A 13,841-nucleotide genomic window follows, 5' to 3' on the forward strand; every position below is an offset into this window, starting at 1 on the left:
GGGATCTGCTGGAGGCCCTGATCCCGTTGCCGCGCAAGGAACCTGATGGGCTGGAATAACCCGCCGGTCCGCTGGAGGGAGCTGGAACGGGCTCTCTCCGGCAAGCCCTACGAACAGAAACCCGACGGCGGCGACGGTCCGGGGTGGGGAAGACACCGCGACCGGTACGCCGCCCCGGCGGGGTTCGAGTTGCACGCGGACGAGCTCGCGGTCACCCGCAAGCGCGTGCCGTACGCGGAACTGCACTGCCACTCCAACTTCAGCTGGCTCGACGGCGCGAGCCACCCCGAGGAACTGGTCGAGGAGGCGCAACGGCTCAAGCTCGACGCCATCGCGATCACCGACCACGACGGCATGTACGGCGTGGTCCGCTTCGCCGAGGCCGCCAAGGAACTCGGCATGCACACGGTGTTCGGCGCCGAGCTGAGCATCGGACTGAGCAGACCCGCCAACGGCGAACCGGATCCCGAGGGCGACCACCTGCTTCTCCTCGCCCGCAAGCAGGACGGCTACCACGGGCTGTGCCGCACGCTCACCACCGGCCACCTCGACGACAACGCCGAGAAGGGCAAACCCGTCTACGACATCGATCAGATCGTGGCCGACACCAAGGGCGATGTCGTGGTGCTCACGGGCTGCCGCAAGGGAACCGTCCGCCGGGCGCTTGTGAGAGAAGGCCCGGAGGCGGCGTTCGAGGAGATCGTCAGACTCACCGACCTGTTCGGCAGGGGCCGCGTCTACGTCGAGCTGACCGACCACGGCCTGCCCGAGGACAGCAGGCGCAACGACATCCTCAACGCGATGGCCCAGAAGCTGCAACTCCCTGTTGTGGCAACGAATGCGGTGCACTACGCGACCCCGAGCCGTGGAAGGCTCGCCGCCGCGATGGCCGCCGTGCGCGCGCGAAGCAGCCTTGACGACATGGCCGGCTGGTTGCCGCCGTCACCCGCTGCGTTCCTGCGCAGCGGTGAGGAGATGTTCCACCGGTTCCGCCGTTTTCCCGGCGCCGTGCACAACGCCGCGTTGCTCGGCATGCAGCTGGCGTTCGACCTGCGACTGGTCGCGCCGAAGCTGCCGCCGTTCGACGTGCCGGACGGCCACACCGAGATCAGCTGGCTGCGCGAACTCACCTACGAGGGCGCGCGGCGCAGGTATCCCGACGACAACGAGAAGGCGTTCCGGCAGATCGAGCACGAGCTGAGGATCATCGAACAGCTCGGCTTCCCCGGCTACTTCCTCGTCGTGCACGACATCGTGGACTTCTGCAAGCGCAACGACATCCTCTGCCAGGGCAGGGGCAGCGCGGCGAACTCCGCGGTGTGCTTCGCGCTAGGCATCACCAACGTCGACGCGGTCCGCTTCGACCTGCTCTTCGAACGGTTCCTCGCGCCCGCCCGCGACGGCCCTCCCGACATCGACGTCGACATCGAGTCCGACCGGCGCGAGGAGGTCATCCAGCACGTCTACGCCAAGTACGACCGCAGGCACGCGGCGCAGGTCGCGAACGTCATCACCTACCGCGCCCGGTCCGCGGTGCGCGACATGGCCCGCGCGCTCGGCCACTCGCCGGGCCAGCAGGACGCGTGGAGCAAGCAGATAGACCGGTGGGGCCCGCTCGGCACCACCACCGACGACTGCGACATCCCGCGTGACGTGCTGGAACTGTCCGCGCAACTGGAGAACTTCCCGCGCCACCTCGGCATCCACTCCGGCGGCATGGTGATCTGCGACCGCGCCGTCAGCGAGGTGTGCCCGGTGGAGAAGGCGCGCATGGACAAGCGCACGGTCCTGCAGTGGGACAAGGACGACTGCGCGTCCATCGGCCTGGTGAAGTTCGACCTGCTCGGTCTCGGCATGCTCTCCGCGCTGCACTACGCCATCGACCTCGTCCGAGACCACGAGGGCGTCGATGTCGACATGGGTTCGGTGGACCTCGCCGACCCCGCCGTCTACGAGATGCTGCAGAAGGCCGACTCGGTCGGCGTCTTCCAGGTGGAGAGCCGGGCGCAGATGGCGACGTTGCCGCGCCTGAAGCCCCGCGAGTTCTACGACCTGGTCGTCGAGGTCGCGCTGATCAGGCCCGGCCCGATCCAGGGCGGCTCGGTGCACCCGTACATCCGCCGCCGCAACGAGGTCGAGAAGTGGGACTACGACCACCCGTTGCTGGAGAACGCGCTGAAGAAGACCTACGGCGTCCCGTTGTTCCAGGAACAGCTCATGCAGATCGCGGTGGACGTGGCCGGCTTCACCGCCGCCGAGGCCGACGAACTGCGCCGCGCGATGGGCGCCAAGCGCTCGACCGCCCGCATGGAACGCCTGCGCGACCGCTTCTACGAGGGCTGTGCCGCCAACGGCATCGGTGAGGAACTGGCCGGCCGCATCTACGCGAAGCTCCTGGCGTTCGCCAACTTCGGCTTCCCCGAGTCGCACGCCCTGTCGTTCGCGCACCTGGTGTTCGTGAGCGCGTGGTTCAAGCTCTACTACCCGGCGGCGTTCTGCGCGGCCCTGCTCAGGGCCCAGCCGATGGGCTTCTACTCGCCGCAGTCGCTGGTCATCGACGCCCGCCGGCACGGCATGACGGTGCACGGCCCGTGCGTGAACCGGTCGCTTCCCTGGGCGGGGCTGGAACCGTTCGAGGGCAAGAACTCCGTCCGAATCGGGTTGTCCGCAGTCCGTGGCATCGGCGACGCGGACGCCGAGCGAATCGTTGTGGCACAACCGTTCCACGACATGGAGGACTTCGGCACCCGCGTGCAGCTCACAGCGGCTCAGGTGGAAGCCCTCGCCACCGCCGGTGCCTTCTCCTGCTTCGGCCTGGAACGCCGCGAGGCGCTCTGGGCGGCCGGCGCGGTGGCCGCCATCAGGTCCGATCGCCTGCCCGGCACCGTGGTCGGCGTCGACGCGCCCGCGTTGCCCGGCATGGACGACGTCGAACTGGCGGTGGCGGACGTCTGGGCCACGGGCCTGTCCCCGGACAGCTTCCCGACCCAGTTCGTGCGGTCCACTTTGGACTCGATGGGCGCACTGCCGGTGACCGCCCTCTCATCCGTCGAACCCGGCACCCGCGTGCTGATCGGCGGCGCGGTGACGCACCGGCAACGGCCGGCGACGGCGGGCGGGGTCACGTTCCTCAACATCGAGGACGAGACGGGGATGGTGAACGTCGTGTGCTCGCCGGGTCTGTGGGCGCGGTACCGGCGGGTGGCGCGCGGCAGCGGTGCGATGCTCGTGCGGGGCGTGGTCGAGTCGGCGGAGGGCGTGGTCAGCCTGCTGGCGGACCGGTTGCAGCACCTGGACCTGCGGATCCCGTCGAAGTCACGGGACTTCCGCTGAGCTCACGCGCCGCGCGGCGGCGCAGGCAGCCGACGCACGACGCGTGACCCCTGGGCTCAGTTGTTCCCCTGCCAGGATTCGAACCTGGTCCTCCCGCGTAACAGTCGGGCGTGCTGCCATCAGCACTTCAGAGGACACGGTGGAGCGGAGGATGCAGGATTCGAACCTGCGCAGCGCTCGCGCGCTGACCACTGTTTTCGAGACAGCTGCCTTACCGGGCTCGGCCAATCCTCCTCAGGACGCGGAGGGCGCGCGGATCGAACGCGCGCCAGGCGTGCTGCCCGGACCTCGGATTAGCAATCCGGTGCCTTACCACTCGGCCAGCCCTCCTTTGTCCTGCGTTACCGGTGCGCCCGAAGGCGCCTTTCCGTCGGATGCCCGCGAGTCGAACGCGGTGTGTCCTCATCCCAAATGAGGTGGGTTGCCGTCTCCCTCGCACCCGTGAGTACCCCTGCCAGGAGTCGAACCTGAATCTCGGCGTTCGTAGCGCCGCACTCTGTCCATTGAGCTACAAGGGTGTATTTAAATGCACAGCAAACAAAGAGAGCCGCCCTGATCGGTTTCCCGATGGGCGGCTCCCCGTGTGACCTGAAGCTTGGCCACTACAAGGAGCTCACCTGCGAAAACGGTCGCGAGGAGCTGGGGAGCCGTGATGAGCGCACGCAGGCGACGACGCTGCTGGAGCGTCCGCGTCGCATGTCCTGGCTCGTCATGACTGTCCCTTTCGGCTTGGTGTGTGGCACAAGTATTGCGGCGGACGATGTCCGCCGTCAATCATTTTTCCGAACGAATTCAATTGTTGAACTAGTTCCCGGCGACCTGCCAGCTCCCGAACGGGTTGGTCGGGCCGGCCGCGCTCTGCTTGCGTTCGTAGAGCTTCGCGTCCGCACCGACGACCAGCACGCGTACGAAACCCGAGGCGTCGCGCACTGCGGCAGGGCCGACCTCCGCGTATCCGCCGAGGTCCTCCCACGGGCCGAACGTGTTGCCGTTGGTCTGCCGCGCCACGCTGATGCCGTAGCCGTCGTTGCGCGCGAACGCCAGCACGCGCGCGGCCGTTCCACCGCCGGACGTCACCGCCGCGACCGGACCGACACCGCCTTGCCCGCCGAGGTGGGCGAGCGCGCCGAACGTGCCGTTGCTCGAACCTTCGGCGACCGTGCCGACTGCGCCGTCGCCGTGCTCGCGGACGATCGCGCGGACCTTGGTGCCGTCCATCGCGACGGCGGGTGCGTGCGTGCACTCCACAGACCCGATCGACTTGTAGCCGAGGGACGCGCCGGGGTTCTGCTGCCAGTGGGCGACCTGACCGTTGTTGTCGGCGAACAGGTGCAGGCGGCCGGTCGACGACGTGAAGCCGACAGGGGGCGACACGACCAGGCCGGTCATACCGCCGCTCGACAGCGCCTCCCATCCGCTGAACGAGCCGTCGCCGTTCTGCCAGGCGTTGCTGACGCCGTTGGCCTTGTTGATCGCGAACAGCTCGAGCCCGCCGTCGCCGTTGAGCACGAGACCTGGCGTGCCGAACGCGGGCGTGGCTCCGTCCGGGTTGCCGACGTCGGCGAAGGAGCCGAACCCGCCGCCCGGTGAGGACTGGCCAGCGACGAGGATCGAGCCGGTGTCGAGGTCCAGCACGGCGATGTGCACGAGGCCCGACCCGTTGAGAGCCACGGCGACACCTGGTGCGAACGTGCCGCCGCGCAGCATCACCGGGCCCGTCCAGGCGCCGCCGACGGCCTGGTGCCACCACATGATCGAGTCACCGGCGGCGACGAACGCGTGCAGCTTGCCCGTGCTGTCGACGATCGCCCACGGCGCGACGACGGGCCACCGCTGGTAGTTGTGGAACACGTGCTCGTCGAAGGCGTTGCCCGTGACCGGGTCGTGCTCGGCGTACGCCTGGTAGGCCGCGCTCTTAGGCCCGACCAACGCGGCCGGCACGTTCCTCGGCGACGCGGCGATGTTGTAGCAGCGGTAGCGGGTGAACAGCACGAACCCGCGCCCGGTGGTGCCCTCGTAGGACTTGACGGCCTTCGTCGCGAACTTGGCCGCGTGGACGTGGTCGATGTGCTCGGTGCTCTCGTTCGGGAAGTCGAGGTTCGGCAGCGGGTCCTGGGTGCGGATCACCGTCGGCTGGAACTCGTCGAGCAACGCGAGCAGCACGTTGTTCACGTCCGCCTGGTTGTACCACTGCGCGACCTGGACCGGTCCGCCCGTCGGCCTGATCGCCGGGGCGGCGTAGTTCGGGTCGTTCCAGAGCTTCTCGAGCGCCTTGTTGTGCTCAGGGGCGCTGCCGCCTCCGTCGGGCAACTGCAGGTAGATCAGCTGGACGTTCGGCGCGCCCACGAGGGTGTCGATCTCGAGGACCATCGTCGCGACCTCCTTGGTCGCGCGGGTCCAGTTGTTCGGCTTGCCCGCGAGCGTCGCGTAGGCGGAGCGCTGTCCCTCCTGCACGCTCGCGGCGAGGTCTTCGGGGCTCAGGCTCCCGTGGCCGTTGTACTGGTCCGCGGTGAGGACGATCGTCCTCACCGGCAGCCCGGACAGGATGGACGGCTGGATGTCCGGGTTGATGAACAACAGGTCGTCGTCGGAGTGCGCGACGATGGTGACGAAACTGCCCTGGCCGGGCAGGGCGCTGGTGCCTGGTGCCGCGGCGAACGCGATGCCGGTGTTGGCGATCGCGGTCGCGGCGGCGGCAGAGGCACCTGCGACTAGCACTGTGCGTCGGCTGATGCAGGTCATCGAGAATCCCCCAGATTCCTTCTAGTGCAACAAATCACAGGACGCTTGGGCCCGTCGAGGGTTGCACACGAGGGGTGGACCGCTGGGGTGATTCGCGGATGAGCCTACGGGCGTTCGTAGGTCATGAACGAGACCCCGCTCTCGAACAGCTGGGCGTTGGTGCGCTGGAACTTCGTGATGTCGGCCTTCCCGTCGAACAACGGGATGCCGCGCCCGAACACCACCGGGTGGATCTTGAGCAGCAGCTTGTCGATCTCGGGCAGGAGTTCGCCCGCGAGCTTGCCGCCGCCGCACAGCCAGATGTCGAGGCCGTCCTCCGCCTTCAACGAACGCACGCGCCCCAGCACGTCCTCGCTGATCAGCTCGACGTCGTCCGGGGTGTCGAGCACCTGGGACGTCACGACGAACTGGCGCAGGTGCGCGTAGGGCGAGGCCAGGCCGCCGGGCACCTGGTAGGTGTTGCGGCCCATCAGGACCGTGTCGAAGTTCCGGTTCGGCGCGTCCTGCAGGCCGAGCGCCTCGCGGAACTGGGTGGGCAGCGTGTCCGCGTACACGGCGTTGATGCCCTCCATGTGGTCGCCTTCGAAGACGAACCCGTCGAAGGTCCCGTCCTCGGCCGCGATGTAACCGTCCAGCGTGACGGCCACGTAGTAGACGAGCTTTCGCATGCAAACCCCCTGGATCTCGTTCAACCACGACAACTGTAGTACTATGGCTGTAGTGGTTGTCAAGGAGGCATCGTGGTCCGGAACGAGGCACGGCGAACTTCTCTGCTGGACGCGGCGATCGACGTCCTGGCCGAAGAGGGCGCGCGGGGGCTGACCTACCGCGCGATCGACGCGAAGGCGCGGGTGCCGGCGGGCACGGCGTCGAACTACTTCGCGAACCGCGACGAGCTGATGTCGAACGTCATGACGCGGGTGCACGACCGGCTCATGCCGTCCGACGAGTCGGTCGCCCAGTCGTTGGCGATGCCGCGCGACAGGTCGCTGACGGTGAAGTTCATGCACGACATCATCAAGCGGGCGGACGCCGACAAGGCCTGCTACCTCGCGATGATGGAGCTGCGGCTGGAGGCCACCAGGAGGCCGGAGATCCGGCAGGCGCTCACGAGCACGATCGCCGAGAACATCGAGGCCAACGTCGCGTTCAACGAGGAGTCGAAGCTGCCGGGCGACCGGATGACCGTCGTCTCGCTGTACTTCGCGATGACGGGGCTGATCTACGAACGGCTGACGCTGCCGGACGTGGTGGCCACCATGGACCTCGACGAGCTGGTCGAGGTCATGGTGGACCGAGCTATCGGCTGAGCGGGCCGCCGGTGATCGTCAGGGCGACGGCGATCACCACGATGCCCAGCGTCGAGTACAGGAACGCGTCCATGCCACGGCCGCGGATCTTGATCAGACCCGCCTGCTCGTCGGTCACGAGGATCCGCAGCACGGCCGCGACCAGCAACGACACGCCGAGCAGCACGGCGCCCTGCCGCCAGTGGTACTGGAAGATCCGCACCAGCCCGAGCGCAGCGACCCCGAGCACCAGCGCGAACGGCAGGTGCTTCGCGGGGCCCGAACGCCAGCGCTGTTCCGGCATGAGCGCTTCCGCGTCAGACCGCTGCATGGGCGCGCTCGGCGGCTTCGACGGTGTTGGTGAGCAGCATCGCGACGGTCATCGGGCCGGCGCCACCGGGGTTCGCGTTCAGCTCGTCGATGACGGCTTCCAGCTCCTCCTGCGTGATCGACTCGGGCAGGTCGCGCCGGATCGACTTGATGCCGACCTTCTCGCACGCCCGGTGCTTGCCCTTGACGTACGAGTGCGAGCCGGGGTCGTCGCCGACCAGCACGGTGGCGAGACCGACTGAGCCGGGCAGCGCGGCGACCCGCGCCTTGAGGTCCTCGAACAGCGCGTTCCGTGTTTCGTTGCCGTTGAGCAGCGTCGCAGTCACGTCCTCATCCTCCCATTGGGCAGGGCCGCGATGCCCACCGACACCAGCGTCAGCGCCACGCCGATGACCGTCGGCAACGCCAGGTGCCCGCTCACCGCGTCGAGCAGCACGGCCCCGATGAGCTGCCCGGACACGCCGCACAACCCGACCATCAGCACGCCGATGAACCGCACCGACGTGATCGCGCCGCCCACGCCCACGATGCCCAGCAACCCGCCGAGGTACAGCCACCACTGCGAGGGGAACGTGCCGGGCACGCCACTCCACGTCACGGCGTTGACCAGCGCCAACGCCGCCGTGCCCACGCTGAAGTTCACCAGGATCGTCGCCACGGAGCTGACCGCGGCCTCGCGCACCAGCCCGTTCACCGCCTGCTGCCAGCCCATCAGCAGTCCCGCGACCAGCGGCAGCACCGCGAGCCACAACCCGCCGGGCGACGTGAACCGGTCCGACACCGCGATCGTGACGGCGATAACACCGACGGCCGCTCCGACGACACGTGTCTTTGTAATCGGCTTCGACTCGCCGGGACCGACCCCGAGGTTGTCCATGACCATGCTGCTCACGACCTGCCCGATCACCACCGCGACCGTGAACACCGCCACACCGATGGTCGCGACCGCGAGGCCCTGCGAGCCGACGAGCACGGCGCCGCTGATGCCGCCGACGCACTCCCACCACCGGATGCGCCGGTGCCGCAGCGCGTCCCGCAGCCGCAGCAGCCCGTCCCGTCCGGACTGCCGGGACAGCACCACCGCGAGCAGCACGAACCACCCGCCGGCGAAGGAGATCAACGCGGCCAGCAGCCCGTTGCCCAGCGACTGCGCGAGCGAGGAGTTGACACGCGCCTGGACCGCGATGGCCACTCCGCCCGCCGCCGCCAGCAGACCACCGGTCACCTGCGAGGACCGCGTCACATGCCCTCCAGACCGGACGAAAGTGTTCTTGATCAGCTTTAACCATGCACGTCCACCGCGTTATGGTCGGGTCTCCACCGTTCGGCGCATTGGCGGGGGACGTGTGCGATCCGGCGAGTTGCGGGGGAAGATGTTGGCGTGTCCGAGCCGAAGCCGTTGAACCCTACCGAGCAGGACGCTCTGGTTAAGCAGATCGGCCTGACTCTGATGCGGGCCGCACCAGAGGACTGGCGCAGTGTCACCGCGCAGTACCGCGCCACCGGCCGGTACTTCGAACTGGAGGCCGAACTCAAGCTGCAGGACGGCTCGAAGCGCGCCTGGGCGGTGCCGCAGGACGCGGCCTCGCTGTTCGCGCGCCTGCGCGCCGGAATGCACCGCGAGGGCCGGGGCAGCTGGACCAATGCCCGGTACCAGCTCGACCACCCCTCCAGCTACAACCTCGACTTCGACCGCGCGGAGCCGAGCTGGCAGACGCCACCTCCGCAGCAGGCGTACTTCGACGAGATGCGGTTCTTCCCGCGTGCCGAGGAGAACGTCCCGGAGTGGCTGCGCCGCAGGCTGAACCCGCCGACGCCGGTGTTCCGGACCGTCCGCGTGTTCGACGGCGCCGGACCGAACGGTCGTCCGTCGGTCAACCGGCCGCCGGTGCCGGAGCCCGAGGTCGCGCCGCTGCTCGCGTACCTGTCGAACGCGCCGGTCGCCGTGGCCGGGCGTGGCTTCGACAACGACGTGCTGCACCCCGACGCGCCGCCGATCGTGCCGTCGGGATTCCAGACGGACGGTGCGTGGATCTGGCCCGCCGGAGTCGCGTACTACCTGCGCAAGTACGGCGTGCCGCCCGAGCCCGAGCTGGTCGAACGCGCCCGTGCCGCCGGTTTCACCCTGCCGGAGGTGAGTGAGGAGTCGAGGCTCGCCGCCGCGGCGAACCTGGGCGCTCCCGCCGCGCCTCCCGGCACCGTGGTGCCGACGCCGGTCGAGCCCGAACCGGAGCCCGAACCCTCGGTGGACGCGACGCAGTTCGTCACGGCCCCCAAGTTCGAGGCCCCCGAGGCGGAGACGGCGGACGACGCGGAGGAGGAGTACGACTTCGAGCCGTTCTACCCCGAACCGCCTGTCGTCGAGGAGCCGCAGCGCAAGCCCGAGCCCGCCGACGACCTCGGCGAGACGCTCGCGGTCGCCGCACCGCCGCTGACCGGCGACGGCCCTCCCTATCGGGTCGTCTTCGACTCGGACGGCATGCCCGGCACCGTCGACGACCGGACCCTGCGCGACACGTACGGCGCGGGCATGGACCTGTTCGCCCCGCACCCGAGCGAGGTCGCGGAGGTCGCGGCGCCGGAGCCCGTTCGGGAACCCGTCAGGGAACCCGTCCGGGAGCCAGTCCGGGAGCCAGTCCGGGAGCCAGTCCGGGAACCCGCTCCGGAACCGGTCGCGGAGTTCGTCGCCGAGAAGCCGAACGAAACCGACCTCCGGGACGAACACGTAGACGTGGACGTCCCAGAGGAACCCGAGATCCCCACCGCAGGGCCGGACGAGCCCGAGCTCCTCACGCACCACCGCGAAGAGGAGCTCACGGACCACCTGGTCGCGGAGACCGAGGAACGTCCGCGCGACGTCATGCAGGACACGATGGCGTGGAGCCCGGTCCTCGACGAGCCGCTGGAGAGCCCGGCCGAGGTCACCGAGGAGCACCCGGTCGTCGCGGTGACCGAGGACGAGCCCGACCTCGCCGAGGAGGAGATCGAGTCCACGACCTCCTTCGAGGCGACCGCGTTCGAGCCGGAGTTCGAGGACCGCTTCGAGGCGCAGCTCGACTCGCACTTCGAACCGGAGCCCGCCGCCGAGGTTCTGCCGGTCGTGCCCGTGGTTCCCGTGTCCCCGCCGGCGCCGACGCGCTCCGAGGAGACCACCCAGTTCGACGCGGCGCTGTTCAGCGAGCCGGAACCCGAACCGGAGCCGGAGCCGGAGCCGGTCAAGCCGCCGCGGCAGGTCACGCAGGAGGAGGACCGCGAGCTGGCGGGCACCCGCCGCGCGCTCGACGACCTCAACGTGCCGCACGGCGTGTTCCGGATCGGCGGCGAGCCCGCCGACCGCACCTGGACGCTGCGCCTCGACGGCGACAGCTGGGAGGTGTGCTGGTTCGACCACGGCCCGAAGAACCCCGTGCGGTTCGACAAGGTCGAGGACGCGTCGGCGTACCTGGTCGGCAGGCTGGTGCTGGGCAACTTCCGCACGATTCCGCGGACACCTCCGCCTCCTGCGCCGAGGCCGATCACCAACGGCTTCCGCGAGGAGCCGCGTCGGCCCGTTCCCCCGCAGCGCCCGCCGATGCCGCAGGCACAGCCCCAGGCACAGGCTCCGACGCAGGTGCAGCAGGCGCCGCCGCCCCCGGCCGCTGCCCCGACGAAGGTGCAGCCGGTTCCGCCACCCGCACCGCAGCAGGCCCCGGCACCCTCGCCGGTCGCCGCCGCCGTGGCGCAGGAGGAACCGTCGAAGCGGAAGTTCCCGATCTCACCGCTCGCGGGCGAGCCGCCGCTGACGTTGTTCCGCCACAAGCAGATGTTCGAGCTGCCGGCGGGCACCGAGATCGACCGCTACGGCGACCAGAGCGGCAACCTCGTCTACGTGGCGGGCACGCCGTTCCCGGAACGCAGTCTCGTGCCGTCGTGGATCAACCGCCCGTACCGCGTGTACCGGTTGCGCCGCCCGCTCGAGGTGCTGACGGGCGTGGCCGTGCCGTGGTTCGAACAGCCCGGTGGCGGCACCGCCTACCTGCTGCCGAAGGCGGTCGAGGAGATGGTCGCGGACGGCGTTCTCGTGGAGATCACGGGATCAGCCGACCACTGACCGCTTGGTTCTGAGGTGGCCGGGATCCGTGCGGATCCCGGCCACAGCCATGTCAGGTGGTTCGTTCTGGAGACGATGATGCAGGTGCCGTCCGACGCCGAGATCCTCGACGCGTTCGGGGTCGTCCCCGAAACCGGGGACGAGCCGTGGATCAAGGTCGTCCGGGTCGAGGACGTGCTGCTCTCGTTCGACGAGCTCGCCGCTTCCGTGCGGGTGCGGTGGTCGCAGGGCGGCGAACCCGTGGTCGACCTCTACCGCGAGGGCGCGAGCCGGTTGCTCGTGCGCTCGGGCCGGGGTGAGTCGCACGCCGTCGTGGAGTTCGCGGACGGGGAACTGGCCGTGCGCATCCACCCGTCCGTGCGCATCACGTCACGACACAACTAGGCCGTAGGCGGCCGCGAACGCGATCGCCTGGTCGATGTCGATCAGGGCGCCGGCGAGCTTGGCCTGCCGGAGCCCGTTCGCGTCCACCATCGCCCCGCGCAGGTCGGCGCCCTCCAGCCTGGTGTCGAGCAGCCGCGCGCCCATCAGGTCCGCCTTGCTCAGGTCGGTGTTGCGCAGGTCCGCCTCGACGAGGTTCGTCTCGCGGAACCGCTGGCCACCGAGCTTCAGGTCGTACAGCGGCGCCTTCACGAGCGACGCCAGCGTGAAGTCCACCTCGGTGAAGGTGACGGGCCGCAGCACGCAGTCGACGAAGTTCGAGCCCATGAGGCTGCACGAGTTGAACGACGACCGGGTCAGCACGGTGCGGTCGAAGGTGCACTGACGGAACGCCGTCGCCTGGTGCTTCGACTCGCCGAGATCCGTCCGGGTGAAGTCGCACCGGGTGAACGTGCACCCCGTCGTGACGAGCTCGCGGAGGTCGGCCTCGGTGAAGTCGCAGTCGGTGAAAGACCGCTTCTCCCAGTGCTGACCGGGCATGACGGCGTCGGAGTAGTCCTCGCCGATCTCTTCGTCGGGGATGTCCACTCTCACACTCTGCCATCGGCCACGTGTTGGTAACGTGCGGGTCGCCGGGCGACCTGCCCGACGTCAACGAGGACCGTCATTCGGGAAGGCTCATGACCCGCACGCCCGTGAACGTCACTGTCACCGGTGCAGCCGGCCAGATCGGCTACGCACTGCTCTTCCGCATCGCTTCCGGCCACCTGCTCGGCCCGGACACCCCGGTCAACCTGCGGCTGCTGGAGATCACCCCCGCGCTGAAGGCCGCCGAGGGCACCGCGATGGAGCTGGACGACTGCGCCTTCCCGCTGCTCAAGGGAATCACGATCACCGACGACGCGAAGACCGCGTTCGACGGCGTGAACGTGGCCCTGCTCGTCGGCGCCCGCCCCCGCACCAAGGGCATGGAGCGCGGCGACCTCCTCGAAGCCAACGGTGGCATCTTCAAGCCGCAGGGCGAGGCGATCAACGCCGGTGCCGCTGACGACGTGAAGGTCCTCGTGGTCGGCAACCCGGCCAACACCAACGCCCTCATCGCCCAGCAGCACGCGCCGGACGTCCCGCGCGAGCGCTTCACCGCGATGACGCGTCTGGACCACAACCGCGCCCTGTCGCAGCTCGCCAAGAAGCTGGGCGTCGCGGTCACGGACATCCAGAACATGACGATCTGGGGCAACCACTCGGCCACCCAGTACCCGGACCTGTTCCACGCCAAGGTCGGAGACAAGACCGCCGCCGAGGCCGTGAACGACCAGGCGTGGCTGGAGAACGACTTCATCCCGACCGTCGCCAAGCGCGGCGCGGCGATCATCGAGGCCCGTGGCGCGTCGTCCGCCGCGTCGGCCGCGAACGCCGCCATCGACCACGTCTACGACTGGGTCAACGGCACCGAGTGGACCTCGATGGCCATCCCGTCGGACGGTTCGTACGGCGTGCCCGAGGGCATCATCTCGTCGTTCCCGGTCCGCACCTCGGGTGGTTCCTACGAGATCATCCAGGGCCTGGAGATCGACGAGTTCTCCCGCGCCCGCATCGACGCCTCGGTCGCCGAGCTCGTCGAGGAGCGCGACGCGGTCAAGGGCCTCGGCCTGATCTGAGTTTTTCGTGGCAGT

10 protein-coding genes, 4 tRNA genes and 1 pseudogene are annotated in these 13,841 nt (G+C 69.2%); 5 read left to right on the plus strand and 10 right to left on the minus strand.

Annotation, left to right across the window (positions count from 1 at the left end; translation table 11 throughout):
* Nucleotides 1-45 precede the first annotated feature (45 nt).
* On the plus strand, nt 46-3,333 hold the full coding sequence (locus tag SK854_RS11245) for an error-prone DNA polymerase (RefSeq protein WP_319975006.1): 3,288 nt from the start codon (nt 46-48) through the stop codon (nt 3,331-3,333).
* 63 nt (nt 3,334-3,396) lie between these two features.
* Here the strand turns inward: SK854_RS11245 and SK854_RS11250 are convergent.
* The 6 genes from SK854_RS11250 to SK854_RS11275 form a co-directional block, all read right to left on the minus strand.
* Nucleotides 3,397-3,468, minus strand: a tRNA-Asn gene (locus SK854_RS11250).
* A 10-nt stretch (nt 3,469-3,478) separates the two neighbouring features.
* Nucleotides 3,479-3,567: transfer RNA gene (locus SK854_RS11255), tRNA-Ser, on the minus strand.
* A gap of 8 nt (nt 3,568-3,575) precedes the next feature.
* A tRNA-Ser gene (locus SK854_RS11260) sits at nt 3,576-3,663 on the minus strand.
* Between the two features lie 116 nt (nt 3,664-3,779).
* A tRNA-Arg gene (locus SK854_RS11265) sits at nt 3,780-3,851 on the minus strand.
* A gap of 286 nt (nt 3,852-4,137) precedes the next feature.
* Entirely contained in the window at nt 4,138-6,075 is a 1,938-nt protein-coding gene (locus SK854_RS11270; RefSeq protein WP_319975007.1) for a PIG-L family deacetylase, read from the minus strand.
* Nucleotides 6,076-6,179: 104 nt separating this feature from the next.
* Nucleotides 6,180-6,743: a dihydrofolate reductase family protein gene (locus SK854_RS11275; RefSeq protein WP_319975008.1), complete on the minus strand. Its 564-nt coding sequence runs from the start codon at nt 6,741-6,743 to the stop codon at nt 6,180-6,182.
* A gap of 72 nt (nt 6,744-6,815) precedes the next feature.
* On the opposite strand from SK854_RS11275, the gene SK854_RS11280 reads away from it, so the two are divergent.
* A complete protein-coding gene (locus SK854_RS11280; protein WP_319975009.1) occupies nt 6,816-7,385 on the plus strand; it encodes a TetR/AcrR family transcriptional regulator in 570 nt (189 codons plus the stop codon).
* On the opposite strand, the gene SK854_RS11285 is transcribed toward SK854_RS11280, so the two are convergent.
* The 3 genes and pseudogenes from SK854_RS11285 to SK854_RS11295 all read right to left on the minus strand — a co-directional run bounded on the left by SK854_RS11285 (nt 7,375) and on the right by SK854_RS11295 (nt 8,937).
* Nucleotides 7,375-7,668 (minus strand): DUF3017 domain-containing protein, encoded by a 294-nt coding sequence (locus tag SK854_RS11285; RefSeq protein WP_319975189.1) that lies wholly within the window; start codon nt 7,666-7,668, stop codon nt 7,375-7,377. The genes SK854_RS11280 and SK854_RS11285 overlap by 11 nt on opposite strands.
* Before the next feature lie 82 nt (nt 7,669-7,750).
* Nucleotides 7,751-8,020: pseudogene (locus tag SK854_RS11290) on the minus strand (tetrahydrofolate dehydrogenase/cyclohydrolase catalytic domain-containing protein); the annotation flags it as partial.
* Nucleotides 8,017-8,937: a DMT family transporter gene (locus tag SK854_RS11295; RefSeq protein ID WP_319975010.1), complete on the minus strand. Its 921-nt coding sequence runs from the start codon at nt 8,935-8,937 to the stop codon at nt 8,017-8,019. The pseudogene SK854_RS11290 and the gene SK854_RS11295, both read right to left, overlap by 4 nt.
* Nucleotides 8,938-9,075: 138 nt before the next feature.
* Between SK854_RS11295 and SK854_RS11300 the strand changes: the two genes are divergently transcribed.
* Together SK854_RS11300 and SK854_RS11305 are read left to right on the plus strand one after the other, a co-directional pair.
* A complete protein-coding gene (locus SK854_RS11300; protein WP_319975011.1) occupies nt 9,076-11,784 on the plus strand; it encodes a glycohydrolase toxin TNT-related protein in 2,709 nt (902 codons plus the stop codon).
* 15 nt (nt 11,785-11,799) lie between these two features.
* Nucleotides 11,800-12,168, plus strand: a complete 369-nt coding sequence (locus SK854_RS11305; RefSeq protein ID WP_319975012.1) for a hypothetical protein — start codon at nt 11,800-11,802, stop codon at nt 12,166-12,168.
* On the opposite strand, the gene SK854_RS11310 is transcribed toward SK854_RS11305, so the two are convergent.
* Entirely contained in the window at nt 12,154-12,705 is a 552-nt protein-coding gene (locus SK854_RS11310) for a pentapeptide repeat-containing protein (protein ID WP_319975190.1), read from the minus strand. The two genes, SK854_RS11305 and SK854_RS11310, sit on opposite strands and share 15 nt — an antisense overlap.
* Nucleotides 12,706-12,845: 140 nt before the next feature.
* Between SK854_RS11310 and SK854_RS11315 the strand changes: the two genes are divergently transcribed.
* Nucleotides 12,846-13,826, plus strand: coding sequence for a malate dehydrogenase (locus tag SK854_RS11315; RefSeq protein WP_191298274.1), 981 nt, complete (start codon nt 12,846-12,848; stop codon nt 13,824-13,826).
* Nucleotides 13,827-13,841 lie beyond the last annotated feature (15 nt).

This window comes from Lentzea sokolovensis (assembly GCF_033949975.1).
In the GTDB taxonomy this organism is placed as follows: Bacteria; Actinomycetota; Actinomycetes; order Mycobacteriales; family Pseudonocardiaceae; genus Lentzea; species Lentzea sokolovensis.